The organism is Polaromonas sp., assembly GCF_039930745.1.
Classification (GTDB): domain Bacteria; phylum Pseudomonadota; class Gammaproteobacteria; order Burkholderiales; family Burkholderiaceae_C; genus Polaromonas.
This window is the reverse complement of sequence record NZ_JBDTTH010000028.1, coordinates 1-26981: the sequence shown is the minus strand read 5'-3', so window position 1 is coordinate 26981 and position 26981 is coordinate 1. Positions and strand designations below refer to the sequence as shown.

At 63.1% G+C, this 26981-nt stretch carries 25 protein-coding genes; 6 read left to right on the top strand and 19 right to left on the bottom strand.

What is annotated here, in order from left to right:
• Window positions 1-54: 54 nt before the first annotated feature.
• Together ABI660_RS11085 and ABI660_RS11080 are read left to right on the top strand one after the other, a co-directional pair.
• On the top strand, window positions 55-759 hold the full coding sequence (locus ABI660_RS11085) for a hypothetical protein (RefSeq protein WP_348067883.1): 705 nt from the start codon (window positions 55-57) through the stop codon (window positions 757-759).
• A 196-nt stretch (window positions 760-955) separates the two neighbouring features.
• Entirely contained in the window at window positions 956-1834 is an 879-nt protein-coding gene (locus tag ABI660_RS11080; RefSeq protein ID WP_348067881.1) for a DMT family transporter, read from the top strand.
• On the opposite strand, the gene ABI660_RS11075 is transcribed toward ABI660_RS11080, so the two are convergent.
• Entirely contained in the window at window positions 1831-2808 is a 978-nt protein-coding gene (locus ABI660_RS11075) for a tripartite tricarboxylate transporter substrate-binding protein (protein ID WP_348067879.1), read from the bottom strand. The two genes, ABI660_RS11080 and ABI660_RS11075, sit on opposite strands and share 4 nt — an antisense overlap.
• A 36-nt stretch (window positions 2809-2844) precedes the next feature.
• Complete coding sequence (locus ABI660_RS11070) at window positions 2845-4179, bottom strand: adenylosuccinate lyase family protein (protein WP_348067877.1); 1335 nt, start codon at window positions 4177-4179, stop codon at window positions 2845-2847.
• A gap of 107 nt (window positions 4180-4286) precedes the next feature.
• Between ABI660_RS11070 and ABI660_RS11065 the strand changes: the two genes are divergently transcribed.
• Window positions 4287-5147: a LysR substrate-binding domain-containing protein gene (locus tag ABI660_RS11065; protein WP_348067875.1), complete on the top strand. Its 861-nt coding sequence runs from the start codon at window positions 4287-4289 to the stop codon at window positions 5145-5147.
• Between the two features lie 29 nt (window positions 5148-5176).
• On the opposite strand, the gene ABI660_RS11060 is transcribed toward ABI660_RS11065, so the two are convergent.
• The 3 genes from ABI660_RS11060 to ABI660_RS11050 all read right to left on the bottom strand — a co-directional run bounded on the left by ABI660_RS11060 (window position 5177) and on the right by ABI660_RS11050 (window position 7650).
• Window positions 5177-5629 (bottom strand): Lrp/AsnC family transcriptional regulator, encoded by a 453-nt coding sequence (locus ABI660_RS11060; protein ID WP_348067873.1) that lies wholly within the window; start codon window positions 5627-5629, stop codon window positions 5177-5179.
• A gap of 231 nt (window positions 5630-5860) precedes the next feature.
• Window positions 5861-7141, bottom strand: a complete 1281-nt coding sequence (locus ABI660_RS11055; protein ID WP_348067871.1) for an Hsp70 family protein — start codon at window positions 7139-7141, stop codon at window positions 5861-5863.
• Window positions 7141-7650, bottom strand: coding sequence for a hypothetical protein (locus ABI660_RS11050; RefSeq protein ID WP_348067923.1), 510 nt, complete (start codon window positions 7648-7650; stop codon window positions 7141-7143). The genes ABI660_RS11055 and ABI660_RS11050 overlap by 1 nt, the downstream gene beginning before the upstream one ends.
• Window positions 7651-7862: 212 nt before the next feature.
• Here ABI660_RS11050 and ABI660_RS11045 point away from each other — a divergent pair, with 212 nt between their 5' ends.
• Both ABI660_RS11045 and ABI660_RS11040 read left to right on the top strand, forming a co-directional pair.
• Window positions 7863-8837 (top strand): tripartite tricarboxylate transporter substrate binding protein, encoded by a 975-nt coding sequence (locus tag ABI660_RS11045; protein ID WP_348067869.1) that lies wholly within the window; start codon window positions 7863-7865, stop codon window positions 8835-8837.
• Between the two features lie 330 nt (window positions 8838-9167).
• Window positions 9168-9773, top strand: coding sequence for a thioredoxin fold domain-containing protein (locus ABI660_RS11040; protein ID WP_348067867.1), 606 nt, complete (start codon window positions 9168-9170; stop codon window positions 9771-9773).
• Between the two features lie 104 nt (window positions 9774-9877).
• Here ABI660_RS11040 and serA read toward each other — a convergent pair whose 3' ends face one another.
• The 4 genes from serA to ABI660_RS11020 all read right to left on the bottom strand — a co-directional run bounded on the left by serA (window position 9878) and on the right by ABI660_RS11020 (window position 15583).
• On the bottom strand, window positions 9878-11107 hold the full coding sequence (serA, locus tag ABI660_RS11035; RefSeq protein ID WP_348067865.1) for a phosphoglycerate dehydrogenase: 1230 nt from the start codon (window positions 11105-11107) through the stop codon (window positions 9878-9880).
• Between the two features lie 90 nt (window positions 11108-11197).
• A complete protein-coding gene (locus tag ABI660_RS11030) occupies window positions 11198-12136 on the bottom strand; it encodes a DMT family transporter (protein WP_348067863.1) in 939 nt (312 codons plus the stop codon).
• 136 nt (window positions 12137-12272) lie between these two features.
• On the bottom strand, window positions 12273-14516 hold the full coding sequence (locus ABI660_RS11025) for a response regulator (protein ID WP_348067861.1): 2244 nt from the start codon (window positions 14514-14516) through the stop codon (window positions 12273-12275).
• Window positions 14517-14521: 5 nt separating this feature from the next.
• Entirely contained in the window at window positions 14522-15583 is a 1062-nt protein-coding gene (locus ABI660_RS11020) for a cobalamin-independent methionine synthase II family protein (protein WP_348067859.1), read from the bottom strand.
• A 130-nt stretch (window positions 15584-15713) separates the two neighbouring features.
• Between ABI660_RS11020 and ABI660_RS11015 the strand changes: the two genes are divergently transcribed.
• Window positions 15714-16301 carry a restriction endonuclease gene (locus tag ABI660_RS11015; protein WP_348067857.1) on the top strand — a complete coding sequence of 196 codons (588 nt, stop codon included), beginning with the start codon at window positions 15714-15716 and terminating at the stop codon, window positions 16299-16301.
• A 70-nt stretch (window positions 16302-16371) separates the two neighbouring features.
• Here the strand turns inward: ABI660_RS11015 and ABI660_RS11010 are convergent, their stop codons facing one another.
• The 10 genes from ABI660_RS11010 to ABI660_RS10965 form a co-directional block, all read right to left on the bottom strand.
• The gene (locus ABI660_RS11010) at window positions 16372-17592 is read right to left on the bottom strand and encodes a YbfB/YjiJ family MFS transporter (protein WP_348067921.1); all 1221 of its coding nucleotides are present in this window, start codon (window positions 17590-17592) and stop codon (window positions 16372-16374) included.
• A 41-nt stretch (window positions 17593-17633) separates the two neighbouring features.
• Window positions 17634-18305, bottom strand: coding sequence for a hypothetical protein (locus ABI660_RS11005; RefSeq protein ID WP_348067855.1), 672 nt, complete (start codon window positions 18303-18305; stop codon window positions 17634-17636).
• Window positions 18302-19306: a mammalian cell entry protein gene (locus tag ABI660_RS11000; RefSeq protein WP_348067853.1), complete on the bottom strand. Its 1005-nt coding sequence runs from the start codon at window positions 19304-19306 to the stop codon at window positions 18302-18304. Before ABI660_RS11000 ends, ABI660_RS11005 begins: the two co-directional genes overlap by 4 nt.
• A gap of 33 nt (window positions 19307-19339) precedes the next feature.
• Window positions 19340-20143, bottom strand: a complete 804-nt coding sequence (locus tag ABI660_RS10995) for an ABC transporter permease (RefSeq protein WP_348067851.1) — start codon at window positions 20141-20143, stop codon at window positions 19340-19342.
• Between the two features lie 225 nt (window positions 20144-20368).
• Window positions 20369-20824: a response regulator gene (locus ABI660_RS10990; protein ID WP_348067849.1), complete on the bottom strand. Its 456-nt coding sequence runs from the start codon at window positions 20822-20824 to the stop codon at window positions 20369-20371.
• Window positions 20825-21039: 215 nt separating this feature from the next.
• On the bottom strand, window positions 21040-21306 hold the full coding sequence (locus ABI660_RS10985; protein ID WP_348067847.1) for a DUF5985 family protein: 267 nt from the start codon (window positions 21304-21306) through the stop codon (window positions 21040-21042).
• A gap of 11 nt (window positions 21307-21317) precedes the next feature.
• Window positions 21318-21575: a DUF5985 family protein gene (locus tag ABI660_RS10980; RefSeq protein WP_348067845.1), complete on the bottom strand. Its 258-nt coding sequence runs from the start codon at window positions 21573-21575 to the stop codon at window positions 21318-21320.
• Between the two features lie 3 nt (window positions 21576-21578).
• Window positions 21579-22028: a hypothetical protein gene (locus tag ABI660_RS10975; protein ID WP_348067843.1), complete on the bottom strand. Its 450-nt coding sequence runs from the start codon at window positions 22026-22028 to the stop codon at window positions 21579-21581.
• A gap of 32 nt (window positions 22029-22060) precedes the next feature.
• Entirely contained in the window at window positions 22061-24232 is a 2172-nt protein-coding gene (locus tag ABI660_RS10970) for a response regulator (RefSeq protein WP_348067841.1), read from the bottom strand.
• A partial coding sequence (locus ABI660_RS10965; RefSeq protein WP_348067839.1) for a response regulator occupies window positions 24229-26981 on the bottom strand: 2753 nt, incomplete at its 5' end. The genes ABI660_RS10970 and ABI660_RS10965, both read right to left, overlap by 4 nt.

The window sequence follows — 26981 nt, the reverse complement described above, 5'->3', positions numbered from 1 at the left end:
AGCCACCCGGTGATAGCATATTCGAATTGCCTTCCTGACCTTGAGTGAAGAGTTATGACACCACCCAACGCCGCTCCTGCCAGCCCTTCACACCCCGACCCGGACCTGCTCCGCGAAGAGGCGGCGCGCTACGCGCTGCTGCGCCGCATTGCGCCCGCCATCCGCCACCACATGGCGGGCACGCTGCAGCCCATAGGCATGATTTCAGCCATCCTGGAGCGGCGTCTGCAGGCGCCTGCGCCCGACCTGGCGGTGCTGCGGGACAACAGCAAGTCGATCAACACCCTCTCCCGCTCGGCAGCGAGCGCCTGCATGAACCTGATCACCTGGGTTCTGCCCAAGGAAAACGGCGTGATCTCGCTGGAAGCCGGCGTGGAAGAAGCGCTGGGCATGCTGGCCACCGACCTGGCCTTCCGCGGCTTCACCGTGACCAACCAGCTCAACGCACCGGAGGTGAACACCTCGGTTTTTGCGTTGAGAAACGTGTTCACCGCCTGCCTGATTGCCCTGACCGATGCCAGCCCTGCGCCGGCCAGTGTGGTGCTGCGCAGCGAGCCGGCCGATGGCCAGACCCGGGTCTGCATCAACCTCACCCGGGACAAGGGCCCGGTCGCGCCGGACGAAGCACGCACCTACCGCGCTTTGGGGTGGGACGATGTGCAGGCCCTCGCCACAGCTGAAAAAGTCAGCATCACCTACAGCGCTAACCATGTCGATATGCTGTTCAGTGAAATTGAACAGCCCGTCGTCACCGGCTGAGCCCGAACACACTCCTCTTTTGATAGCTGCTTGCGCCCGTCCACAAAGGGCTGCATCCATTTTTCGTTAAAAATTCCTTAGCTTCGGCGAAACCTGCACCCCGCCGGCCCATGGTGCTTATGCTCTCTTGCACGAAAGCGCCCGCCCTGCGGCTTTTGCCCAGCCTCTCACCAGCCACCACGCCGCCCCGGCATTCATGAACAAAAGCGGAATTCTTCTTCACATCGCCGGCCTGTGGCTGCTCTCGACACTGGACGCCTCGGGCAAATGGCTGGTCATGGCTGGTGTGCCGGTGTTGATGGTGGCCTGGGTGCGTTATGCCGTGCACACCGCACTGATGACGGCCGTGGTGCTGCCTTCGCGCGGCAAAGCGATGTTCCAGACGAAGTCACTGCCGCGTCAGTTGCAGCGCGGCCTGCTGATGATCACCACCACCGTGCTGTTTTTTTCCGTACTGGGCCGCCTGCCGCTGGCAGAAGGCACGGCCATCAATTTCATGGCGCCGCTGTTCCTGATGGCCATGGCGCCCTGGCTGCTGCATGAGCCGCACCGCCTGCACCGTTGGCTGGGTGTGCTGGCCGGTTTTGCGGGCATGCTGATCGTGGTGCGGCCCGGCGCCCAGCTGGACCCGATCGGTGTGGCGCTGGGCCTGGCCACGGCGCTGGCTTTCGCCTTCTTCCAGATTGCCACGCGCCGTGTGGCCCACGACGACCCGCTCACCACCAACTACTACGGCGGCCTGTTCGGCACCATCGCGCTGACGCTGGCCCTGCCCTGGTTCTGGACCATGCCCGAGCTGAATCTCTGGCAGTGGCTGCTGCTGCTGTCCACTGGCGCCACGGGGTTCCTCGGCCACTGGCTGCAGGCCGCGGCCTACCGCAAAAGCCCGGCCACCCTGCTTGCTCCTTTCAGCTACCTGCAGATCGTGGCCGCCGCCACGCTGGGCTGGCTGGTGTTCGGCCAGGCGCCGGGCCGGACCACGGCTGTGGGCATGGCCCTGATCTGCATAGCCGGGCTCGGCGTGGTGCTTATTGAAGCGCGCATGGCCGTTGCAAGTGCTGCAAAACCGTCCTAGTCCGCATAGACGCCGGCAGCCTTGATGATGGGCCGCCACCGGGCGGTCTCCTTGCTCAGAAAGGCCTTGTGGCCGGCCAGCGTCGCGCGGTCATCTTGAACCACCTGTATGCCTGACGCGATCTGCGCCGCCTTGAAGGCCTCACTTTTCATGACAACTCTCAAGGCGTCGTTGAAGCGCTGCTGAACATGGCGCGGTGTGCCTTTGGGCGCGTACAGGGCAAACCAGACGCTCATTTCGACATCGGCAATGCCGAACCGGGCCATGGTCGGAACAGCGGCCAGCGGGGTACCGGTCAAGGGCTTGGCGGTGGTCACGGCGATGGGCTTGAGCTTGCCGCTCTGGATATGGCCGATAGTGGTGGGGGTCGGATCGCAAATCATGTCCACATGCCCGCCGAGCAGGTCGGCGACCGCGGGTGCGCTGCCGCGGTAGGGCACGGTCGTGATGCTGCTGACCTTCAGTGAAGACTGGAGCAACAGCCCGCACAGATGTGATGAAGATCCGATGCCGGAGTTTGCCAGCCTGACCTGCGGTTGCATCGCCATCCAGCGGATCAGGTCCACAACCGATTCCGTCGGTACTTGGGACCGCGCCACCAGCACCGACGGCGTGTCAACCACCACGCCCAGTGGTTCAAAGTCAACTTCCGGCTTGAAGCCCAGATTCCGATACAGGGTTGGCGAGGTCGCCATGCCGATATGGCCCATCAGCAGCGTATGGCCGTCGGCCGGGGCCCGCATGGCAATGGCTGTTCCGAGGTTGCCGCCGGCTCCGGAAAGATTCTGAACAAGAACCGGCTGCCCGAGCTGAGCCTGCAGCGGCGTGGCCAGCTCTCGCGCCAGCTTGTCCATGGGTCCACCTGCCGCAAAAGGCACGATGATGGTGACGGGTTTGGTGGGGTAAGCCTGCTGCGCCCGCGCCAGATCGGCACAAAAAACAAGCATGATGGCAAGGCAGACGGCTTTGAACATGGTGCGCTCCCGGGATGTTTAAACAGAAATCAATGGTTATGCGGGTACGCCACTGGCCGGTGTCGGCCCAAGCCGGGCGGCTTCAACTTCGCGCACACAAAACGGCAGGTGTCTGGCCACATCGAGCAGCGAAGCGACCGTGGTCTCATCCAGCCCCACGTGCAGGCCCGTCAAGGCTGCCGCTAGCGGTATTTCGTCCGCCTTCGACTTCTGACAGGCCCGGGCCACCAGTTCATGCGCGCGGTTCAGACCGATGCTCCTGGCCAGTTCCATCTGCACGGTTTCACTAACGATCGCACCAGCTGTCATGGCTGTGTTGCCCGCCATCCTTGCGGCGTCGACCACCAGTTCCTCCAGCATGGTCCGGGCCTGGCCCAGCAGTGCGCCCATCAGGCAAAAGCACTGCGGCACGGCGTGCAGTTCCACATACCAGGAATCAAGCGACCTTTCGTTTTCCACCAGGGAAGCATCCAGCATCATGGGCGCCGTGTGAAACAGCATCCTCGAAAGCGCTACCACCGACGACGCCGCGACAGGATTGTTCTTTTGCGGCATGGTACTGCTGGCGCCCCGGTCAGCGGCAAAAGCCAGCTCGCCCACTTCCGTGCTGGACAGCATCAGCATGTCCCGGCCAATTTTTCCCAGCGTGGCGGCAATCTGCGACAGCAGCAGCACGGCTTCCGTTGGGCCATCGCGCATGCAATGCCAAGCGATGGCCGGTTCGTCCAGACCAAGCTCCTGCATCAAGCACCGACGGGTTTCGTGGCCAGCCCCGGAAAATGAAGCGAGCGTGCCCACTGCACCGCCAAGCTGGCCAGTAGCCACCCGCCGCTGGACCTGGTCAAGCCTGTTCATCTGCCTGCGCACGCCGGAATTCCAGACCGCGGCCTTGAAGCCGAAGGTGATGGGCAAGGCATGTTGCTGGTTGGTCCGGCCGGCCTGAATGGACCCCTGGTGACTCACGGCCAGATCGTCAAGGCGGGCCGAGATGTACGAGAGCGAATCGCCGACCAGCGCCAGTGCTTCCTGCATCTGGAGCGCCAAAGCGCAGTCCATCACGTCCTGGGTAGTCGCGCCGTAGTGCACATACTGGCCCAGATCACCGCGGCACAAGCCCACCAGCTGGCTGACCAGTCCAACTACCGGAAGACCGACCAGACGCGTCTTTTGCTTGAGCTGCACCAGATCGATGTTGTCGATGAGGGCTACCCGCCGGATTTCATCCGCCGCCTCCCGCGGAATCAGCCCCAGACCGGCCTGCACCCCCGCCAGTTCCCGCTCAAAACGCAGGCACCGGTCTACAAAGCCCTTTTCAGAAAAAATGTCAGCGATGGCGCCACCGTCGTGCAGATAACTGAAAAGCTGGTTCATGGTGGTTGTCGTGATGCCGCGTGTTTGAAACAAACTGTATCGACTATATTCGTTCTTAAAAAACGATTTATTATGATAGCTACGTTCTGTTTTATAGATCGGAAGTCATGGATGTCCTGAGCCTTAGAACCTTTCAGGCGGTGGCGCAGCAAGGCGGCATCACCGGCGCGGCGCAGGTGCTGCACACCGTTCAGTCCAACATCACGCAGCGCATCCGTACGCTCGAATCCGAGCTGGGGCTGGCGCTGTTCAACCGGCACAGCCGCGGCATGGAACTCACGCGCGCAGGGCAGCGGCTTCTGCCGTATGTGCATCGCATTGCGGCGCTGATGGACGAGGCGCAGGCCGCCGCCAAGGGAGAGCAGGACACCCCGGCGCCCCTGGTGATCGGGTCTATGGAAACCACTGCCGCCGTGCGCCTGCCCTCGCTTCTTGCGTCCTTTCGGCGCTTGTACCCCCAGGTGGCCATCTCGCTGGAAACGGGGCCGACCGCCACCCTGATCGACGCCGTGCTCCAGCGGCGCGTGGACGGAGCTTTCATTGCCGGGCCCCTGGACAACCATTCGCTCCTCAGCCAGGTGGCTTTTGAGGAGGAATTGGTACTCGTTTCTTCCGTCAACTGGGAACGCGCCAGCGAGATCGGCAAGCGCCTGGGCAATGGCGCAGCAGCCATCATGTTCAAAACCGGCTGTTCGTATCGCCAGCGGTTCGAGCAGCTTCTCAGCGAGCGCGGCTGGCCGCGTTTCACCCGGCTGGAGATGGGCACGCTGGAAGGCATTCTGGGCTGCGTCGCAGCCGAGGTTGGCATCTCGCTGCTCCCCCGGTCGGTTGTCGACAATGCAACCAACCGAGACGCACTACGCTGCCACCCTTCAAAAGGCAAACGGAGCAACGTGCAAACGCTGTTTATTCGCCGCAAGGACGAACATCCCGGCACCGCCCTTCATCACTTCATGGCGTTGCTCTGAGGCGCGCTTGCAAAGCAGGTCAGGCGGGGTCAAAGCAGGGGTAAGTCGGCCTTTTTCAACGTCCGCAGCACAAAGCTGGATTTGCTGTGGCGTATACCCTTGATCTTGTAGAGCCGCTCACGCAGCAGGCGCTCATAGTCCTGGGTGCCGCTCACAGCAATGCGCAGCAGGTAGTCATAGTCGCCCGACACCAAATAAGCCTCGATCACTTCCGGAATCTTCGCCAGCGTTTCGCCGAATTTTTCGAGCGTGTTGTCAGAGTGGCTGTCCAGCGTGACCTGCACCAGCACCGTGTCGCTGAGATCCAGCGCCGCGGCGTTGATGCGCACGGTGTAGCCCTCAATGACACCGGACTCTTCCATCTTCTTGATGCGGCTCCAGCACGGCGTGTGGCTCAGGCCGACAGCCTGGCCGATCTCCTGCAGGCTGGCGCGTGCATTGGCCTGCAAAACTTGCAGTATTTTCCGGTCCATCTTGTCCATCAAGTATTATTTCCTTCTCTTTCTAATTTATTAAGGAATTATTACTTAATTGAGCTGCATTCAGAAGAAATACAGAAGCACTTTCTCCGGCTCAGGGCGGATACTTCTTTCTGGCAAACGGATTTACCGATACGTGTTGCAAGGCAGATGCACCAGCGGGTTACCGCCCGTTGGTGCATTTGGGCATGTTTTGCCTGCGCTGCGGGTCAGCCCCGCGATGACAAATCAGGCTCAGCCGAACTTTCGCAGCGCATCGAGCGCCAGCCCGGTGCCAATGCTGCCGAACAAATCACCCTCCGCACGGCGCGCCTGCGGCAGCAGCGCCGCAATCCGCTCGCGCAGCAGCGGCACGCTGCTCGAGCCTCCGGTAAAAAACACCGTGTCCACCGCATTTGCGCGCACACCCGCATCACGCAGCAGGCCGGTCACGCTGCGCTCCACCGTACCGATCAGTTCCCCGATGGCAGCATCGAAATCCATGCGCTGCAGCAGCAGGGTTTCACCCGGGTTGATGCGGCCCAGATCCAGTTGCGCCTGGGAATCGCTGGAAAGCGCGATCTTCGCTTCTTCCACCTGCATGGCCAGCCAATGGCCGGCACGCCCGCTCACCAGGTTTTGCAGACGCGCCAGTTTGTCTTTTTCCTGCGCTTCGCGGTGCAGCTCGCCGATCTGCGACCACGCCTGCCGGGTGTAGGCAAAGTTGATCGTGTGCCAAGTCGCCAGGTTGAAATACAGCGAGGACGGCATCTGCAGACCGCTTTTAAGCTGGCTGCCCAGGCCCAGCAGCGGCATCACGCTGGCCAGGCTCAGGTATTTGTCGAAGTCGGTGCCGCCTATGTGCACGCCACCACTGGCCAGGATGTCGTCCTTGCGCTCTGCCCTGCCCGACCGCTCGGGCGCCAGGCGCACCAGCGCAAAGTCCGAAGTGCCGCCGCCGATGTCCACCACCAGCACCAGTTCTTCCCGCGTGACCTGCGACTCGTAGTCGAACGCCGCGGCAATCGGCTCGTACTGGAAAGCAATCTCGCGCAGGCCCACGGCCCGGGCGATGTCGGCCAGCGTGTTTTCCGCCTGCCGGTCGGCAGCAGGGTCGCCGTCGACAAAAAAGACCGGCCGCCCGAGTACGGCACGGGTGAACACACGGCCCGCCGCCCCTTCGGCACGGCGCTTGAGCTCGCCGATGAACTGCGCGAGCAGTTCGCGGAACGGCAGCGCCCGGCCGGCCACTTCGGTCTGCTCGTCGATCAGCGAAGTGCCGAGCAGGCTTTTGAGCGAGCGCATCAGGCGCCCCTCGTCACCCGCCAGGTAGTCGGCCAGCGCCGCGCGGCCATAACTGGTGTGCCCGTCTTCGGCATGGAAGAACACGACCGAAGGCAGGGTCGGTTTGCCGCCCTCGAGCGGCAGCAGCACCGCATGGCCTGCGCCTGAAGCGGAGCTACAGCCCGCGGTGGAATTCGAAGTCCCGAAGTCGATGCCGCAGGCGTCGGGCAGGACGGGGGAGCTGCCCGCCATCAGGGCTTGAGAAAACCGCCGTCGGCCCAGGCCGTGGCACTGGCCCGGCTCAGCTTGAAGGCCGGCGCCACGCGCTGTTGCGCGAGCTGTTCGCCGGTGTCGTCATGCGCGGTCAACACAGCGTAAGGGTTGTCTTCGTCGGGCACGATGTCCAGCGACACGGTGACACGCGCACCGCGCGAGCTCACCGCCACGCTCTGGTGCAGCGTGGCATGCAGTTGCTGCTCATGGCGGCGGACAAACTCGGAAGCGGTTTTCACCAGCGTGCTGAAGGCCGGGCCATCGAGCGGTTTGGGGTTTTTCTTGTCGCGCCCCATGGTCCACGGGCCGACCAGCGCGGGCTCGGGTTCGCCGTCCTTGACCATCGCCACCGCCCAGCCGTCGTCGTCTTCGTTCTTGATGACACGTGCGGTCCAGCCGTCGCCGCGCCACAGGCGTGGCTGCTGCACGGGAGCATCGGGATCGGCGGAGGCTTCTGGAGAAAGACCGTCGGAGGATGGGTCGGCAATATCGGTCAAAGGGATTCGTTTTCAGTCAAAAAAAATGGCGCTGTCGCGCCTTGTCTGTTGGCCGCGATTTTACCCCGCAGGCAGTGCGTCCCTAGCCGCAGCAGCTGTTCCGCCTTGCAGAATACGCCCCGCTCGTAAACCTTGATGACATGAACACGCTGTGCAGATACGCTTGTTCCCTTCGATCACCCGCAACATTCCGGAGAACTTCCATGACCAACCGCCGCACATTCATCGCCAGCACCACCGCCGTTGTGGCTGGTGCAGCCTTGCCTTTGCTGGCCAGCGCGCAGCAGGCCTACCCTTCGCGCCCGATCAAATATATTTGCCCATGGCCGGCAGGCGGCTCGACCGACGCTGTCATGCGCGCGCTGGCCGAAAGCGCCGGCAAGAGCCTCGGCCAAACCATCATTATTGAAAACAAACCCGGCGCCGGCGGCATGCTGGGGGCCAACGAGATGATGAACGCCAAACCCGACGGCTACACGCTCACGCAACTGCCGCACGGCGTGTTCCGCATTCCGCACATGCAGAAAGTGCAATACGACCCGCTCAAGGATTTCACCTGGATCGCCTGCCTGACCGGTTACACCTTTGGACTGGTGGTGCCCGCCGACTCGCCCCTCAAGAGCATCAAGGACCTGGTGGCCTACGCCAAAGCCAACCCCGAGAAATTTACCTATGGTTCCACCGGCACCGGCACCAGCCCGCACCTGGCGGTCGAGGAATTCGCGCAACGCGCCGGCATCAAGCTCACGCATGTTCCTTTCAAGGGCAATGCCGACAACATGCAGGCCATTCTGGGTGGGCATGTGATGGGCGCGAGCGACGCCACCGGCTGGGGCCCGCATGTGGAATCAGGCAAGCTGCGCCTGCTGGCCACCTATGGCAGCAAGCGCACCAAGCGCTGGCCCAACGTGCCGACGCTGACCGAGCTGGGCTACGACACTGTGTCGGACTCGCCTTTCGGTGTGTGCGGCCCCAAGGGCATGGACCCGGCCGTCGTCGCCACCCTGCACGAAGCTTTCAGGAAAACGCTGAACGACCCGGCTGTGCTGGCGACCTTCGAAAAATACGACCAATCGGTGATCTATATGAACACCGCGCAATACACCAGGTTCGCCCGAGAGACCTTTGCCGCTGAAAAAGCCACGATAGAACGACTGGGCTTGGCCTACAAGGGTTGACACAGGGCCATGGGGTGCGGCATGCGGCACCCCATGACAACCCGGCCCCGCCTGTTTCATGGGCAAACTGTTGCAAGCCCCGGCCGGCAAGCCTTTGCCGGCTGTTTCGCTTGCTTATCCACAGATTCGTGCACAGGATGCGTGGGCAACCCGGCTCCCGCGTTGATGGGAGACGCTGCGCAAAACAGGGCCCGACCCGCTGCGTTCCTGCTTTTTTTCAAAACTTCTTGACTGCTTGTCCCCGGCATGCCCTGGGGCAAGGCACGCCCCGGCAAAGCCCCGCGCGCTCCCTGAGCTATGCTCTCGGCCTACCCCTTCACTGGTGCCGACATGAGCTTCAAACCTTTCCACCTTCTTTCCGCCGCGCTGATGGCGGCCACGCTTTTGTTGAGCGCCTGCGGCGATGCGCCCGGTACCGGTACCGGTACCGGTGCCACGGCCAAAGCCAAAGCCGGCAGCACACCAGTCTCCACTGCCGCCATTGCCGCCGAGGCCAAAGGCTTCACTGCTGGCCAGGCCATGAGCGCACGCACGGTGTATGTGTTTTTTGATGCCCAGTGCCCGCACTGCACCGCGCTGTGGATGGCCGCCAAGCCCCTGAAGTCGCAGGCCAAATTTGTCTGGATTCCCGTGGGCCTGTTGAATGCCTCAAGCACCGCCCAGGGCGCCACCTTGCTGGCCGCCAAAGACCCGGTGGCGGCCATGGACGAGCATGAAGCGTCCATGCAGGCCAAAGGCGGCGGCATCAGCGCCGGCAGCGACATCGCGGCACAAAAAGAAATGGTCCAAAAAAACACCGCGCTGATGACGCGCCTGGGCTTTGCGTCGATTCCGACCATTGTCGGCACGCACGCACAAACCGGCGCGCTGGTCACACAGGAAGGCTCCATGCCGACCGCGGCGCTGGCCGCCTTGCTCGGGCTGCAGGTCCCGTAGCGCAGTAGAGCAGCAGAGGAGCTTTTTTTTAACAAAAAGTGGCTCCAGCCCAATAAGGACGGTCGCAAGCAGCTCTCTTTTTGATAGCTACCTGCCGGTGCCGCCTAGAAGAGCACCCGGCTGCGAATGGTGCCCGGCACACCGGCCAGCTTGGCCAACGCCATGTCGGAATGGGCCGCGTCGATGTCGATCACCACATACCCGATGGCTTCATTGGTCTGCAGGAACTGCGACGCGATGTTGATGTTGTTGTCTGAGAACACGCGGTTGATTTCGGCCAGGACGCCCGGCACGTTGCGGTGAATGTGCAGCAGGCGATGCTTGCCCGGGTGCGCCGGCAGGGCCACTTCGGGGAAGTTGACTGAAGAGGTCGAGGTGCCGTTGTCGCTGTACTTGACCAGTTTTTCCGCCACCTCGACGCCGATGTTTTCCTGCGCTTCCATGGTGGAGCCGCCCACATGCGGCGTCAGGATCACGTTGTCCAGGCCGCGCAGGGGCGACTCGAACATGTCCTTGTTGCTGCGCGGCTCGACCGGAAACACGTCGATCGCCGCACCGAGCAGTTTTTTGGTGCGCAAGGCCTCGGCCAGGGGCTCAATCTCGACCACCGTTCCACGCGAGGCATTGATCAGCACACTGCCGGGCTTCATCGCCGCGATCTCGGCCGCGCCCATCATCCATTGTGTGGCAGCCGTTTCGGGCACATGCAGGCTGACCACGTCCGACTGCGCCAGCAGCTCGGTGAGCTTGCCGGCCTGCCGCGCATTGCCCAGCGGCAGCTTGGTGACCACATCGAAAAACACCACCTGCATGCCCAGCGCCTCGGCCAGCACCGACAGCTGCGTGCCGATGGAGCCGTATCCGACGATGCCCAGCGTCTTGCCGCGAATCTCGTAAGCGTTCTCGGCCGACTTGAGCCAGCCGCCGCGATGCGCCACCGCGCTTTTCTCGGGCACACCGCGCAGCAGCAGAATGGCCTCGGCCAGCACCAGTTCGGCCACAGAACGGGTGTTGGAAAACGGCGCATTGAACACCGCGATGCCACGCTCGCGCGCCGCATTCAGGTCCACCTGGTTGGTGCCTATGCAAAAACAGCCGACAGCGGCGAGCTTGGTAGCGTGGGCAAACACATCGGCGGTCAGCTGGGTGCGCGAGCGGATGCCGACAAAATGGGCATCAGCGATTTTTTTCTTCAGCTCCTCGCCCTCCAGGGCGCCGGTCAGGCTTTCGATCTGCGTGTAGCCGGCCGCCTGGAGAACCTGCACGGCCGAGGGGTGAATGCCCTCCAGCAGGAGAAACTTGATCTTTTTCTTGTCGGTCGAGGTTTTGCTCATGGCGCTCAGGCGGGTTGTGGAGCACCGAAGTATGACCCAAGGCGTTGGGCCTGCCCGCCAGCGCCGGTTTTGACCGGACGGAAAAAAGGTTCAATCGACCGGGGCGGGGGCCGCGCGGGCCTGGCCTCGGCTCGTGAACTGCGCGAGCGCCACGCCCACCAGGGTCAGCGCCGCACCGGCGAGCTTGATGGCGGTGTACTGCTCGCCCGCAAACAGCCAGGCCACGAGGCCGGCCACCGGCGGCATCAGATACATCAGCGGCGCCGTGCGGGCCACGCCGCGCACTGCGTTGACCCAGCCCCAGACCAGCCAGCCCAGAAAAGCCGACACGGTGACTGACCAGACCAGGCTGACCCACACCGCGAGCGAAGCTTCGCCCCAGGGCGCGGACAGGCCGTCCGGTAGCGCAAACAGCAGCACCGGTACGCTACCGAGCAAGGTGGCATAGGCCATGGTCACCACGCCGCCGTGGCGCTCGATCAGCGGTTTGGCAGCCACGGTGTACCAGGAGAAAAAGCTCGCCGCGACCAGCAGGAACAGATCACCCCCGGTAGCGCGCCAATTGCCGCCCAGCAGCTTGTCGGACAGAAAGATCAGCACACCGACAAAGGCCACCGCCACGCCGCCAATCTGCGCCCGATGCAGCTTCTCCACCCCCATGAAGCGCAGGATCAACAAGGTGAAGATGGGCCCGCAGGCCAGGATCAGCGAGCTGGAAAACGCGGTCGACCAGTGGATGCCGTAGGTCACCATGCCCACATGCAGGAAATGCCCGGCCACGCCCAGCCGCGCCAGCTGCCAGAACTCCCGGCGCGAGATGCGCGGAAAACGCGTGCCATAACGCCAGACCAGCAGGGCCAGTGCGCACAGGGGCATGATCAGGTAGCGGGCAAACAGGAACCCGCCAGGGCCCACCACACTGAACACAAACTTCTGCAGGGAAAAGTTGATGCCCCAGATCACGACCAGCACCAAGGCCGCCGCCAGGGCGATAGAAGCCCGGCGGCGTTTTTTCTGTTCAGGGGTCATCGCGCCGTATTCAGTAAAAATAATAGTCAAATGGGCCATTAGCCCAATAGATTAGGGCGCTAGCAGCTATCATTTTTGAAGCATAGCAGCTTATGGCCGATTTTTCCGGCCGCGCACCCATCCGCAGCACGGCGCTTCAGAAATTGCTGCCGACCAGTTCTTCCAGCTGCGCTGCGTCTACCGGCTTGGTGACGTGGTGGTCAAACCCGGCTTCCCGCGCCTTGCGTTTGTCATCGGCCTGGCCCCAGCCCGTGAGGGCCACGATGACCGGAGCTGGCGCCTGGGCGAGCCGGCGAATCCTGCGGCAGGCTTCGTAACCATCCATGTGCGGCATGCCGATGTCCAGAAAAATAATCTCCGGGCTGAAGCTTGCAACCATCGCTATCGCTTCGGCGCCGTCATGGGCCGTGCGCACCTCGTGCCCCATCATGCCCAGCAAGCTGGCGAGCGTGAAGGCGGCGTCCTTGTTGTCATCGGTTACCAGAATACGGCGCGACTCGAAGCTCGTGCCCGTGGCCAAGGCCGGGGCCGGGCTGCGATCCGTGTCTGCCGCAGGCGACACCTGCGCGGCCTGCGACACCGGGAGCCAGACCACAAAGCGGCTGCCGGGGCAGTCACCGCGACTTTCGGCGCGGATGCGGCCACCGTGCATCTCGACGATTTTGCGCACCAGCGTCAGGCCGATGCCCAGGCCGCCCTGGGGTTGGGGCATGGACGGATGGCCGGCCTCGCCCTGCACAAACATGTCGAAAATCCGGTTGCCCAAGTGCTCCGGTATGCCGATGCCGGTGTCCTCCACACTGACCGTCACACCCTGCGCGTCGGCCACCGCTCGCAAGGCCACTGAGCCGCCGTCCGGCGTGTATTTCGCCGCGTTGTTGAGCAGGTTAGTGAAGGCCTGAGAAAGGCGCACCAGATCGGCATCCACCAGCACGGAGTCGTCCGGCAGCACGGCCTCGAAGCTGTGGTGCCGCCCGGCGATCAACGGCCGGCTGGTCTCCACCGCGCTGCGCAGGGCATCGGCCAGGCTGATTTTTTCGAGGCGCAAATCGAGCTTGCCCCGGCTGATGCGGTTGACGTCCAGCAGGTCATCGACCAGGCGTGTCATGTGCGCAATCTGGCGGTCCATGATGGCTCGGGTTTCTTCCAGCTCGAGCGAGCCGGCGCTACCCCGGCGCAGGATTTCCACGCTGTTGCGCAGGGGCGCGAGCGGGTTACGCAACTCGTGGGCTAGCATCGCCAGGAACTCGTCTTTCATCCGGCTCATGTGCTCCGCTTCGCTGCGCGCGGCGCGCTCGCTGTCCAGCAGTTTTTCCCTTTCCTCAGCGGCCTGCCGCGCCACTTCGTAAAGCCGGGCATTGTCGATGGACACGCCAGCCTGCGCAGCGATGCCGGTCACCAGCCTTTCGGCGCGTTCATCGAAAACACCAGTGTCCGGATGGCCGAAAAACAGCCCGCCTATCACCTCCGCGGAACCCGAGGCCACCGGCACGGCCAGATAACTCCGGATCACGGCAGGCTTTCGCGCCCCGGTCTCCGTGGGGGTCAGCGCTTCATGCCGCGGGTCCTTCTGCATATCGTCGAGGTGGATCAGCGGAGCGCCGCTGAGGGTGAGGTCAAACAGCGCGCCGCTGCGCGGCAGGCCGCAGGTGTCGAAGTCCTCCATGGCCATGCCCGCCACCGCCTGCAGCGAAAAACCCTTGTCCCTGTGAGCGGCGGTGGAGTAGAAAAAGGCCCCGACCTTGGCGCCGCTGATTTCGGTAGCTGCGTCAATCACGGCCTGCGCGAGCATGCGCACGTCAAGCTTGGCGGTCAGGATGGTGCCGGTCTTGTTGAGGAGTTCCAGCACGCGGGCTTTTTTCTGCAGGGCATCTTCGGCGCGCCGCTGTTCCGTGATGTCGCGAAAAACCCAGACCCGTCCCACATGGCGGCCCTCGACGAACTGCATTTTGGAAGAACGCTCGTAGATCCGTCCGTCGCGCAGCTTGACCAGGTCAAAACTTTCTGCCGGCGAGGTGCGGTAAATCTCGTGGACGCGGTCAAGGAAGGACTGCATCCCTTCGACCTGCGGCCCCACAAAGGACAACAGCCGCTCATGGTCATGCGGCGCCATGAGTTCTTCGGGAATTCCCCACATCCGCATGTATTGCTGGTTAAAGCCCGTGACCCGGGCGTTGTCGTCGGTCACCAGAATGCCGTCACGGCTGGCCTCCAGCGTGGCCCGCATCATCGACAGGGAAAAGTCCAGTTCCCTGGTTTTGTCTTCGAGTCCGCTGTGCGCGCTCAGCAGCGCCTGCTCGGCACGCTGCCTGGCCAGCAGAATGCTTTGGGCGTTCTGCATGGCCACCGAGTGCAGCAGACGGTCTTCTTCATCGGACATGTGTATCACCGGCCTTCCAGTACACGTTCCGCCAGCGCGGTCCCCCGCACCCGTGCGCGAATCTTGGCAAATGCCGTGTCGCGGCTGGTGGAAATATCGTCGCAAAACGGTGAAAAACCACAGTCGTCCGTGGTGCCGAGCTGCTCCAGCGGTATGTAGCGGGCCGCCTGCAGCACACGGTCGCGGACTTCTTCGGGGGTCTCGACTTCCGGCCTGATGGGCGCGACCACACCGACAAACACGCGCTGGTCCGGCTTGAGGTGGCGGGCGATGATCTTGAGCACACGTTCGGGATCTTTCTCCCCGGCCAGCGCAACATAAAAATTGCCTGCCTTGAGTTCAAAAAGACTGGGCAGAAGTTCGGCGTAGTCCACCTCGGCACTGTGGGTGGAGTCGCGGTCGCCGCCGGGACAGGTATGCACACCAATGCGCCGGCGGTCTGCCGCTGAAAAGCGCGCCAGCGCCAGGTTGTTCAGGTCGATGAAGCTGGCCAGCAGATGACCGGACGGGTCGAGCTTCATCGCCAGCCGGCCTTCGGTGAAATCAATCTGGACCTTGTGTGCACCCATGTCTAGGCAGCGCCGCACTTCGGTTTCGTGTTCGTGCAGCAGGTCTTCCAGGAATTGCTCCCGCGTGTAGCCCGCCAGGCCTTCGGCGGGGTACATCAGGCTCAGCGCCGAAGGGGAAATCACCGCCTGCTTGACCGGCACGCGCGTGTGGCGCATGGCGACTTCCAGATAGCTGTCGGCATAACGCCGGTAGCGAAAAGGCCCTTCGGTCAGGCGCAGCATGCGCCGCACATGGCCCGCGGCAAAGGGAATTTTGAAACCGTCGGGCGAGGTGTTGGGCAAGCCGTGCACGCAATAAGTCCAGAAGTTGTGGTACTTGCGCTGCTCGCCGTCGGTGACTACCGGCGAGCCGGTGTCTTCGAAGCGCGCCAGCGTGTCGCGGATGGCTTCCTGGTACAGCGCTTCCAGCCCGGGCGCATCCGCGTCACCATCGGCGATGGCTTTGATGAGTTCCAGAGGCCGGGGAATGCTGCCGATAGGCTCGGTGGGGATGTGCATGGTGGCCTTACTATAAATAAGCTTGGCCCCTGGCCGCGTAGGTGAAACTCGGATTTTTCCGAAAGTGTGGTGCCCGCGCGGCGCCATCCCAGTGCCGTGATACAAACTCCCCTCCATTGAAAGGAAGACCTTGAAATTCAAAATGGCTGAAAAGTCGCTTTTTGCCATCCTGCTGCGTTCGCCGTGGTGGATCAGCCTGGCCATGAGTCTCGCGATCGGGCTGGTGGCCAGGGCCTTGCTGTCGCCCGCGTACTTTCTGTTCGGTGCCATGGGCGGTTTCCCCTTCGTGGTGATTGCCGTGATCGCGGCCTGGCGGCAATTCAATGCACCGAGCACGGCCCATGTGGCGGCCACGCTGGCGCGGATAGGCGCGATGTCCTGGCGCGATTTTTCAGCGGCCCTGGAGCAGGCCTTGGGCCGCGAAGGTTTCGAGGTCCGGCGCCTGGACAGCACCGGCGCCGATTTCGAGCTGCTCAAAGGCGGGCGCACCGTGCTGCTCAGTGGCAAACGCTGGAAGGCCGCGCGCCTGGGACTGGAACCTTTCCAGGCCCTGGAAGCGGCCCGGCGCGCGTCTGATGCCGACAGCTGCATCTGTGTCACCACCGGCGAGGTCACGGACAATGCGCGCCAGTTTGCCGCGGCCCAGCAGATCCGGGTCATCGAGGGCGAGGAACTGGCGCAGTTGCTCAGGCCTGTGCTGGCCGCCGTAAAACCCTGAGCGCAAACACCGGGTGCTCTGTTTTTGATAGCTGTTTGCGCCCGTCCACAAAGGGCTGAGGCCGTTTATTTTATAAAACCGGGGGAAGATCGGCGCGGCGCTTCCTGCTGGCCACCGGATAAGCCCTGGCCATCCACAGGTACATCAGGGCGCCGGCCAACAGGGTTCCCGCAGCGATTTCCAGCGACAGCGTGAACCCTTCGCCCAGCGTGCGGCTGTGCCTGAGCAGCAGCGCCACCAGCGGCGGGCCGGCAATCTGCCCGATGCCGTACATGGCTGTCAGCAAGCCCATGTAGCTGGCGGCGGCAGCGGGCCGCAGGCGCCGCACCTCCTGCATGGCAAAAAAAGTGATGGCAGTGAACGGAATGCCCAGCAGCAGGCTGCCGACAGCAAACCCGGCCAGGTTGGGGCTGAACACGCTGGCGGCAATGCCCATTGCTTGCACCCCGTAACAGCCTGCCAGCAGGTAGCGGAAATCGCCGGTGGCGGGGATGCGTGTGGCCAGCAGTGCACCGGCCACCACGCCGCCGCCGAAGATGGGCCAGAAAAAATCGATCCAGACCGAGCCCGGCATCGCTTCACGCGCAATCACCGGCAAAAAGGTGGCGGTGATGATGTAGCCAAAGCCCGCCAGCCCATAGGCCAGGGCCAGCAGCAGCATCTGCTGTCGGCCCGCAGGCGCGTGGCTGCTGGCTGCACTGGCAAGTGGTGCCCCCGGCACGCTGCCGCCCTGCCCCTCGCCGCGTTCCTGGAACGTGCGCCAGACCACCGCAGTCAGCAAAGCGGCCAGTAGGCCGAAAATCAGCCAGCCGGCAGCGGCCGTCCACTGAAGCGCAACCATGGCGCTGGCAAACAACCCGCTCAGCGCAATGCCGGCACCCGGGCCGGCATACATGACGCCGCCCAGGGTTGGCGCACCCAGCCGGGCCAGCTGCGCCAGACACCAACCCGAGGTATAGACAAACACCAGCGCACTCGCCACGCCGGCCGCAAAACGCAGCAGCGGCCAGGCGGCCGGCAGGTGCACGGCCATGCCCAGCGTGAGCAAGGTGGTGGCCACCAGGCCGGAGCGGACCCAGGCTGATGCGGCCACGGCCGGCAGGAAATGCAGCCGTTTCCAGATCCAGGGCTGGAAAGTACACAGCAGCGCGCCGACCAGATAGCCGAAATAATTGGCACTGGCCAGCCAGCTGGCGGAAGGCAGGTCAATCACGCCATCGCTGAGCATCATGGGCAGCAGCGGCGTGAAGGCAAAACGGCCTATGCCCATGGCCGTGGCCAACGACAGCATGCCGGCGATGGCAATCGCCCAGCGGCCCACGGCAGGCCGGCTCACGGTTTGGCGCTCGCGGCCGCGTTTTGTGTCAGCGCGATGCGGCGGCGCAGACGTGCGGCGGCCTCGGCATCACCGCCCTTTTCTGCCACCTGCAGTTGCACGCCCAACCAGGCCAGCAAAGGCCGGCGCCAGCCCTGGCTGGAGGCGGTATCGACCGCTTGTTGCAGCAGCGCCGGGCTGGCACGACCAGCGCGGAATATTACGCCCGCAGCCACCAGTTGAGACAGCGGATCTGCGATGCCCCTCACAGCAGCCACATCTGCACCTGCCGCGGCCGCGGCACGCTGCGATGCGGGCAACAAGGCGAGGTCCTGCGGCTGCAAGCGGCCTTCGAGGTAATCGGCATACGCTCGCTCTGCGGCCGGCGCGTCCTGCCGCAGCGGTTCAAACCCGGCACAGGGCTCCAGTACCAGGCTGGCGACGCGGCTGGCGCAGCGCAGGAGTTCGGCGCGCGCCATCAGGTCGGTGCGGCCGGTGCTGGAGAGTTCGCTGCGTGCGCGGCCAAACTCCATGGCCTCAACACGCGAATTGCCCTCCAGGTAGGCAGCGACGGCGCGCTCCATGGAATTTTTGGCTTCCATCTGCCAGTCGGGGGCCTTGGGGCCGCTGCTGCAGGCGGCCAGCGACAGCAGAAGCAGGACAGGCAGGACGCGTGAAAATAAACTCATGGCAGCTTGATCTCCGTGTCGCGGGCAAACGGCCATTTGCGGTTGATCTCGTTGATCAGGCCGTCCACCTTGCGCAGGCTGGACTCGACCTCGGCGCGCAGCGCGCCCAGGTCGTCGGTAGCGGCACGGGCGTTGGCGCCCACGGCTTGCGCATCGACCAGCACCGCATCGACTTTTTTCAGGCTGGTACGCGCTTCACCGAGCAGGGTGTTGAGTTGCACCACAGTAGCGCGGGCTTCGGGCATCACGCCGTTGACACCGAACACCTGGGTGTCGGTCTTGGCGGCCAGGCCATCGAGCTTGGTCAGCAGCGCATTGGTGCGGTCCAGCGTGGCAAGCAGCTTTTTGGCCTCGGCGTCATTGCCCAGCAGCACACTGAGCGCACCGCCCGGGCCATTGAGCCTTTCCGTGAGCTTCTGCAGGTTGCCCATGCTGGCGCCGACCGCACCTTCGCTGGCGGTCAGGGTGTTGAGGTTTTCCAGCAATTCCTTGGCGGCGGCCACCAGCTTGGGCACCTCGGCAGCGGTGTCACCGCGCAACACCTCGCGCACCGCGCCATCGGGCAGCGGCGGGTCTTTCAGTATGCCGGTGTAGGCACGGATGTTGGTGCTGCCCACCAGGCCGCGCACCAGCGTGAACACACTGGAGGTGCGCAGCCAATGCGCATCCTTCGTTGGCACATCGACGATGATGCGGGCCTTGCCGTCTTCGGCCAGCTCGATGCGGCGCACGCGGCCGATCGGGAAACCCGCAAACGTCATGTCCATGCCGACCACCACACCTTCGGAGTCGTCGGACAGCAGCACCAGTTTCTGTGTGGCCTCAAACGCGCCGCGCGCATAAAGCAGGTACAGAGCCGAACCCACCACCAGCAAGGTCATGAAGACCAGCAGCAGCAGCGCCTTGAACTCGAGGTGGGCGACAGGCGGCATGGCCACGGGATCACCGGGTGGCGGGGCGCCCGGCGGGTAGGACGGAGGAGCTTGCTGGGGTTCGCTCATGGCTTGTACAGGTTTTATGGTTGGGAGCGGTTATTAGTAATAGTTGCCCACCAGGGACACCACTTCGATGACCAGGATGACGGCAAACATGCGGACCAGCATGCGCAGCTCGGCGCTGGCGCGAAAACGCCGCTCGGCCGTGTCGTACAGGGCCGAAGCCATGGGAATCAGTGACACGGCCAGACTGAAGAACAGGGTTTTCAGGACAAAAATCAGGGTCACGTCGGGGTTGAACACCTGCCCGAAAAGCCGCGTGTAAGTCGCCACGCCGGACAGCGTGAAACCGTAGCTGGCCAGGTAGGCCATCACGAGCGCCACCACACAGCTCAGCGCGGCCAGCGTCACGGTGGAAAAAATGCCTGCCGTCACACGCGGCAGCACTTCCTGGCGGACCGGGTCCAGCCCACGCTGCTGCAAGGCATCGAGCGCGCCTTGCTGGCGCAGCTGCGACAACTCTACACCGCTGGCAATGGCGCAGCGCAAGGCGACAAACATGGCGGCCGTCAACGGAATCAGCTCCAGCACCAGCACACGGATCACCACCTGCAACGCGTATTGCGACAGGCCGTAACTGAGTGCGGTGACGATCACGATGCGGGTGATGACCACCGTGATCAGCGCACACATGAGCGTGAAACCCAACAGATTGGGTGCAGTGTTGAGATAGATGTGGCGCGCCAGCACCCGGCGGTTGTCGCGGCCGTAGCTCGATGGGGAAAGGGCCAGCACGAGGATCAGCGCGCCGAGATGGACCAAGCGCCACCAGCCCACCAGCCAGTTTCGCGCCTTGAAGTTCATTTCTGCCAGCGTGCCCGCCCGGCCAGGCAAGGGAGTCATGCGGCCATGATAACTGCGCTGTTCACCGCAGCGTTCATGCCAGGGGCCCGGCTTGGCGCGGCGCGGCTTCGGGCGACCTGTTCACGGTCACCCGGCCACAACGCGCCCAGCGTTCTCTCAACGGGAAAAACTGCCTGCCCGGCGGCGGCCAGAAATGGCTCGCAAAACTGTGCACTCATGCGTGTGATTTTCCGTTTCATGGTAGCGGCAGTGACTTCTGAAAGTTTAGGGTATGTGCGGCATCGAGGCTCGCGCCGCCGCGGGCTGGCCTACGAGTGCGCGGCAGTAGGCCAGAAAATCCTCCATCTCGGTCGCCTTGTCGAAAACCGCGTCGGCCCGCAGCGCCATGCATTGGCGGCGCACCGCCTCGCTCAGCTGCCCACTCAGCACCACAACGTGCTGGTCAGGACGGCGCGTGGTACACCAGTTGAGCGCCCCAACACCGCTGCCCTGCTTCAGGTGCAGATCAACCACCGCGAGGTCCCAGGCGCTGTCGTTGGATGACAGCCAGTTCGTTGCGGAGACCTCGTTGTCGGCATAAAACAGCACGTCAACCTCGGGAATCTCGCGCAAGGCTTCAAGGACCAGGCCTCTCATGACAGCATCGTCCTCAATGACAAATACCTTCAGGGGCTGGCGCCCAGCCCTGCTGCCCGATCCGGAGCCCGTGTTCATGTTCATACTCTTGCCTGCCGGGCCAACGCGGGGCCAGGCCACAGCGCGGAGCAGGCGTACTTGTTTACCATGGCTACCCATCGAAAGCTGAGACAACTGGCAGTTTAGGCAGGGGCTGCGTCCCGGTGCAATCGCTTTTTGACATCAAGCGGATGTAGGACAAGCTGTCGTCCGTGCCTCCAGTCGGGCCTGAATGCGGGCAGCATGGGCTTCGAGGCATGTCAGGGTCTGGCATCCGGCCGGTTTTTCTCCCAGATGGCCAGCAGAATCAGCCCGTAGCTGAGGATGCGGATCATGTAGTACACCGGAACATCCTCGGGGATGTCGCTGTTCAGGCCCATGTGGATGCGGCTCAAGCCTTCTATCCAGAAAGACAGGGCAAAGTAGAGAAAAAAGCGGTCCCGGCTGGTATACCAGTACCGGAAGAAAAACAGGCCCACCGCCAGAGAACCCAGCGCAATGGCACCCGCCAGCATGTCATAGACCATGGCTTACTCCTTTACTCTTCTTCCCAGATCAGGCCGAACAACATGAGCACGACTGCCACCAGCGCGGCGACGAGGCGCCACAGGGTCAGATCGACCATGGGCAGCACGAGTTTGTCCACCACCAGCAGGACATTGTTGACCGACAGCGCCAGGAAACACAGGCCACTCCAGAAAAGCAGCCGGTAGCCGGACCGGCGGTATCCGCGCAGTGACAGCCAGGCGCACGCGACCGAGGTCAACGCGCACAAGGAATAAATCAGTTCTGCCATGATTCAGGCATCCTTTCGCCAGCGGAAGGCATCTGCAAACTTTTGGGCTCGTTGGTCCCGCTTGTCACCCTTGGAATGAATCAGGTGAGTCACCTCGACCAGGTGATGCGCATAAACCTCCGCGAGGCCATCAAGCATCTGGCGCAACTCCCCCGAAGCCGGTTGGTAGCGAAACTGCGGGGCATCCAGCAGGACGCTTTCAGCCACACCGGCGGTCTCCAGCTCGGACAACAGTTCCTGTGCCCTTTTTTCACTCACATACAGCCGTTGCGCCACCTGGCGGGCAGACCACTGGGTCTCGGGCTGGCTACGCAGCAGCAACAGAGCCTCCAGGTAGGGGATGGAGCTGACGCTGGCCAGCAGAAAACGCCGGACGTCATCGGACAGGACGGCGCCGACGTCGGGTGCGGCGGGCGGGGCGGTGTCGTGCTGTTCAAGCTGCTTCTGTGTCACCGCTTGTCTATGTGCGCCTTTGCGCGGCAGGGTCATCTCGCGAACCCGCCCCCCCGCTGTGCGGCCTGACTGATGACGGACAGAAGGTGGTCGATGTCGGCCGGTTTGACGACGTGGTGGTCGAAGCCGGCTTTCTGCGAGCGCAGTCGGCTTTCGGCTTCACCGTAACCCGTCAGCGCAATCAGCAGGGCGTCCTGGGTCTGGGGGAGTTTGCGCAGCTGCTGTGCCACCTCAAAACCGTTCATCCCCGGCAGGCCGATGTCCAGAATGACGACGGCTGGCATGAACTGCCTGGCCATCGCCAGCGCTGATTCGCCGTCGGTGGCGATCTTTGCGACATAACCCTCTGACTCCAACAGCACCTTCATGGTATCGGCCGATGCCAGCAAATCGTCCACCACCAGAACACGCACCGATCCGACAGGGCGCAAAACAGGGACGGCCGATTTGGCGGGTGCCAGCGGAAGGTCTGCCGGGGTAGCCACACGCGCCGGCAAATGGACGGAAATTTCAGCGCCGCACTCCGGTCCCTCACTGAACGCGCGGACTTTTCCACCATGGAGTTCCACCAGATGTTTGACCAGGGTCAGCCCGATGCCCAGGCCACCATGGGGCCTGTCCAGTGACTGGTCGCCCTGGGCAAACAGGTCAAACACATGCGGCAAAAAGTCCGGCGCAATGCCCTGGCCGCTGTCCTTGACCGAAATCCGCAGCTCCTGCCCCGTCAGCGCGGCAGCCAGGCAGATCCGCCCGCGCTGGGGCGTGAACTTGGAAGCGTTGTTAAGCAGATTGGAAAGCACCTGGGACAGCCGCACCATATCGCCGTCGATCACAATGGTTTCCTCTGGCAGCTCGAGCGAAAGCTGCTGTTCGCGGGCCGAGATGAGCGGCTCGCTCGCTTCCACGGCCCGCTCGAAGAGCGTCGCCAGGGCCAGCAACTCCGTCTTCACGCTGACCTTGCCGCGCGCGATGCGTGAGACATCCAGCAGGTCGTCAACCATGCGCGACATGTGGTCCACCTGGCGCCCGATGACATCCCGCGCCCAGACCAGGGTGGGCTCCTGCAGCGTGGTGCCATGCAAGATGCGCACGGCATTGCTGATGGGTGCCAGCGGATTGCGCAGCTCGTGGGCCAGCATGGCGAGAAATTCATTTTTCCGCGCATCGGCCTCCTGAACCAGGCTGTAAAGCCGCGCGTTTTCCATCGCGATGGCCGCCCTGCTGACCACCTCGTTGACCAGAGACATCCGGGTGCCTTCGAACTGCCTGCGCTGGCCAAACAGCAGCAAGGCACCCAGGGGCTGGTCTCCCACAAACAGGGGGCAGACCGCCGTCTGCTCTATGTTTTCCGGCAAGGGCTGAGATGTTTGACCGCGCGGCGCAGTGCCCCGCTTTTCCCATACCACCAGAGGCGACACCAATTCTATTTGCCGGGAGGACATGGCCGAGCGTATGGCCTGCGCCGCGAGCGGATGCGGCTTGCGCCGTTGCAGGCCAGACCCGTCAACCGGCGGCAGGGCGTGCACTGAATCCTGGATCGCGGTACAGCTGAGTTCTCCCTGCCCATCCACCAGCGCCACCGCGGCCAAGTCGGCCAGCGCAGGCAGGGCTATCTGGAGCAACGTGCGAACCGTGTCGTCGGTGTTGAGTGAACGCGACAACAGGCGGCTTGCCTCTGACAGGTAATTGGCGCGCCGTATGGTCTCCTCTGCAGCGGACCGCGCCGCTTCCGAACGGGCCAGTGCTTCGCGCTCGGCCATCTGGGCCTGAAGCTGGCGGTTCATGCGGTACAGGTCGACAAACACCTTGACCTTGGAACGCAGGATTTCGGGAACGACAGGAGTGGAGATGTAGTCCACGGCACCCAGGGCATAGCCCTGGATGGTTTGCAGCTCATCGACATAGGCGGTGATGAACAGCAGGGGTGTCTGCGCGGTTTTCTTGTACTGCCTGATCAGCTTGGCCGTCTCCAGGCCGTCGATGTCCGGCATGTTGACGTCCAGCAGAATGACTGCGAACTCCATTTTCAAAATCAGCCGCAAGGCCTCCTTGCCCGAGCGGGCATGAACCACATTCTGGTTGAGTTCCTCAAGGACACTGCCGAACACGACGTGTTTTTCCGACAGGTCATCGACCACCAGGATGTTGGCCTTGTCCTCGCTGTCGCCTTCCGGCAGCACCGCCGGTGCAAGCAGGGCATTCATTGGGGCAACCATGCGCGTAGCACCGCCAGCAGGTCCTCGGTGTTGACGGGCTTGGACAGGTAATCCCAGGCGCCGGCCTCAATACATTTTTCCCGGTCGCCTTTCATGGCCTTGGCGGTGACGGCAATCATGGGCAGGTTCCTGCCGGCCGGCAGCTTGCGGATGGCCTGCATGGTGGCCATGCCGTCCATCTCGGGCATCATGATGTCCATCAGAACCAGCTTGATCTCCGGGTCAGCGGCCACCCGCGCTATCGCGTCGCGCCCGTTGTCAGCCCAGACGATGTCCATGGCTTCTTCTTCCAGCACGGTGGCCAGTGCAAAGATGTTGCGCATGTCGTCGTCCACGATGAGTACACGCTTTCCGGCCAGCGACTTGTTGGACTCGTGCAGGTTTTTCAGCACGGCATGTTTCTGCCCCGAAAGGCGGGCCGGATTGATGTGAAGCGCGTGCACCGCCAGGTCCAGCAGCTTGGGCACCGAGCGTGCCTCGCGCACGTTGACCTCGCCCCGCACGTTCCAGGCGTGGGACTCTTCTGCATCAATGAGCCCATCGCGGTAGACCAGCAACGGCAATGGCGCCAGCGAAGGCCGTGCGGCCAGCACTTCGCACCAGGGGGCCAGCCCCTCTTCCATGGACGGTTCATCGGTGATCAGGCAGTCAAAGTGGCCAGTGTCTAGCAAGCGCTTGACTTCAGGTACCGTCGCGGCCGTCACGGTGCTGACGTGCTCGTCTTCCAGGTAGGCGCTGACCTGCCTGGAGATATCGGCATCCCGCAGATGCAGCAACACATTTCTGTCGGCTTGGGCAACGTAAAGATGCAGTTGCTCCAGCATGTGGTCGAGAATCTCCTTTTCCGCAATCGGTTTGCAGACAAATGCAAAGGCGCCGGAGCGGAAGGCCCGCTCCATCGAGTCGTCGGTGGAGACCACGCACACAGGGATATGCCGCACCCCCATGTCCTGTTTTAGCCTGTCCAGCACACGCCAGCCGTCCATGTCTGGCAAATACATATCCAGTGTGATGGCCGAGGGCATGAACTGCGTGGCCAGTGTCAGCGCACCGGCTCCCCGCGACGTGACCAGGCCCTTGAAGCCCTTGTCCCGCGCCGCGTCGAGCAGAAAACTGGCGAAAGCCAGGTCGTTCTCGACGATCAACAGCACCTGGTCGCCAGGCTGAATATTCTGGCGGTCATCCAGCGCCTCATCCATCGGGATGACAGGCTCGTCCTCGGTCTGCGGCAGCATGGCAGGCCTGGCCAGCAGCTCCGGGCTGGCCGCCCGGGACTCGGCCATTGTGGCGAGCTTGCGCACAGCGCGCGTGGTCGCAAAGTTGAACGGCAGGTAGAGCACAAAGCTGCTCCCCTCGCCCGGCGCGCTGGACAGCCGGATTTCGCCACCCAGCAGCCTGGAGAGTTCGCGGCTGATGGCCAGCCCCAGGCCGGTACCGCCGTATTTGCGGGAGGTAGAGCCGTCGGCCTGCTGGAAGGCCTCGAAGATGATCTGCTGTTTGTCGGACGAAATACCAATACCCGTGTCGCTGACGGTAAAGGCAACAACTTGCTGGGCGCGATTGAGTTCGTCGTGGTCAGAACTCCAGCCCGAGTAAGCCTCTTCGATCGACAGCGCCACATGCCCCTGGTGCGTGAACTTGAATGCGTTGGACAGCAGATTTTTGAGGATTTGCTGCAGCCGTTTCAGGTCGGTGATCATGGACGTGGGCAGTTCGGCGCCGGTGGTCATCAGGAATTCGACATTTTTCGCTTCGGCCACATGGCGGAAGGTGCGCTCCACATACTGCTGGAGGTCGGACAGGCGGATCTCGCTGATATCGACCACGACCGTACCCGACTCGATCTTCGACAGGTCGAGAATGTCGTTGATCAGCATCAGCAAGTCGTTGCCCGAAGAGTGGATGGTCTTGGCAAACTCCACCTGCTTGGGCCGCAGATTGCCCTCCTGGTTCTTGCAAAGCTGGTCGGACAGGATCAGCAGGCTGTTCAGCGGTGTGCGCAACTCGTGCGACATGTTCGCCAGAAACTCTGATTTGTATTTCGAGGTCAGCGACAGCTGCTTGGCTTTTTCTTCCAGCGCCTGGCGTGCCTGCTCGACCTCCTGGTTTTTGCGCTCGACCTCGTGGTTCTGGTGCGCCAGCAGCCTGGCTTTTTCCTGCAGTTCCTCGTTGGTCTGCTGCAGTTCCTGCTGGCGACTCTGCAGTTCCTGCGCCAGCGATTGGGACTGCGTCAGCAGGTCTTCGGTGCGCATGTTGGCCTCGATCGTGTTGATCACGATACCGATACTTTCGGTTAGCTGGTCCAGGAAAGCCTGGTGCGCGGGGTTGAAACGTTCGAGCGACGCCAGCTCCACCACTCCCCGGACCTGCCCCTCGAAAATAATCGGAAGGACCAGGATGTTCAGCGGCGCCACCTCGGTCAGGCCGGATGAAATTTTCAGGCTGTCGGGCATGGATGAGGTCAGCAGGATTTTCTGCTTGTCGTAAGCGCACTGGCCCACCAGGCCCTGGCCCATGTCGACCTCCTTGCCATACGCGCCCTGGCCTTCCGACGCATAACTGGCCATGAGGCGCAGGCGCGGTTTGTCCTGGGTGTAGCGCAGCACATAGAACTCCGCCTGCTGCGCGCCGACGACGGGGGCCAACTCCGAAAGAATCAGGTGGCCCACTGCCACCAGGTCTTTCTGGCCCTGCAGCATGCGGCTGAACTTTGCCAGGTTGGTCTTGAGCCAGTCCT

Coding starts and splice junctions, on each gene's coding strand:
- ABI660_RS11085 (WP_348067883.1), top strand. CDS start 55: ATGACACCACCCAACGCCGCTCCTGCCAGCCCTTCACACCCCGACCCG.
- ABI660_RS11080 (WP_348067881.1), top strand. CDS start 956: ATGAACAAAAGCGGAATTCTTCTTCACATCGCCGGCCTGTGGCTGCTC.
- ABI660_RS11075 (WP_348067879.1), bottom strand. CDS start 2,808: ATGTTCAAAGCCGTCTGCCTTGCCATCATGCTTGTTTTTTGTGCCGAT.
- ABI660_RS11070 (WP_348067877.1), bottom strand. CDS start 4,179: ATGAACCAGCTTTTCAGTTATCTGCACGACGGTGGCGCCATCGCTGAC.
- ABI660_RS11065 (WP_348067875.1), top strand. CDS start 4,287: ATGGATGTCCTGAGCCTTAGAACCTTTCAGGCGGTGGCGCAGCAAGGC.
- ABI660_RS11060 (WP_348067873.1), bottom strand. CDS start 5,629: ATGGACAAGATGGACCGGAAAATACTGCAAGTTTTGCAGGCCAATGCA.
- ABI660_RS11055 (WP_348067871.1), bottom strand. CDS start 7,141: ATGGCGGGCAGCTCCCCCGTCCTGCCCGACGCCTGCGGCATCGACTTC.
- ABI660_RS11045 (WP_348067869.1), top strand. CDS start 7,863: ATGACCAACCGCCGCACATTCATCGCCAGCACCACCGCCGTTGTGGCT.
- ABI660_RS11040 (WP_348067867.1), top strand. CDS start 9,168: ATGAGCTTCAAACCTTTCCACCTTCTTTCCGCCGCGCTGATGGCGGCC.
- serA (WP_348067865.1), bottom strand. CDS start 11,107: ATGAGCAAAACCTCGACCGACAAGAAAAAGATCAAGTTTCTCCTGCTG.
- ABI660_RS11030 (WP_348067863.1), bottom strand. CDS start 12,136: ATGACCCCTGAACAGAAAAAACGCCGCCGGGCTTCTATCGCCCTGGCG.
- ABI660_RS11025 (WP_348067861.1), bottom strand. CDS start 14,516: ATGTCCGATGAAGAAGACCGTCTGCTGCACTCGGTGGCCATGCAGAAC.
- ABI660_RS11020 (WP_348067859.1), bottom strand. CDS start 15,583: ATGCACATCCCCACCGAGCCTATCGGCAGCATTCCCCGGCCTCTGGAA.
- ABI660_RS11010 (WP_348067921.1), bottom strand. CDS start 17,592: ATGCTGTCGTTGGCCACGGCCATGGGCATAGGCCGTTTTGCCTTCACG.
- ABI660_RS11005 (WP_348067855.1), bottom strand. CDS start 18,305: ATGAGTTTATTTTCACGCGTCCTGCCTGTCCTGCTTCTGCTGTCGCTG.
- ABI660_RS11000 (WP_348067853.1), bottom strand. CDS start 19,306: ATGAGCGAACCCCAGCAAGCTCCTCCGTCCTACCCGCCGGGCGCCCCG.
- ABI660_RS10995 (WP_348067851.1), bottom strand. CDS start 20,143: ATGACTCCCTTGCCTGGCCGGGCGGGCACGCTGGCAGAAATGAACTTC.
- ABI660_RS10990 (WP_348067849.1), bottom strand. CDS start 20,824: ATGAACATGAACACGGGCTCCGGATCGGGCAGCAGGGCTGGGCGCCAG.
- ABI660_RS10985 (WP_348067847.1), bottom strand. CDS start 21,306: ATGGTCTATGACATGCTGGCGGGTGCCATTGCGCTGGGTTCTCTGGCG.
- ABI660_RS10980 (WP_348067845.1), bottom strand. CDS start 21,575: ATGGCAGAACTGATTTATTCCTTGTGCGCGTTGACCTCGGTCGCGTGC.
- ABI660_RS10970 (WP_348067841.1), bottom strand. CDS start 24,232: ATGAATGCCCTGCTTGCACCGGCGGTGCTGCCGGAAGGCGACAGCGAG.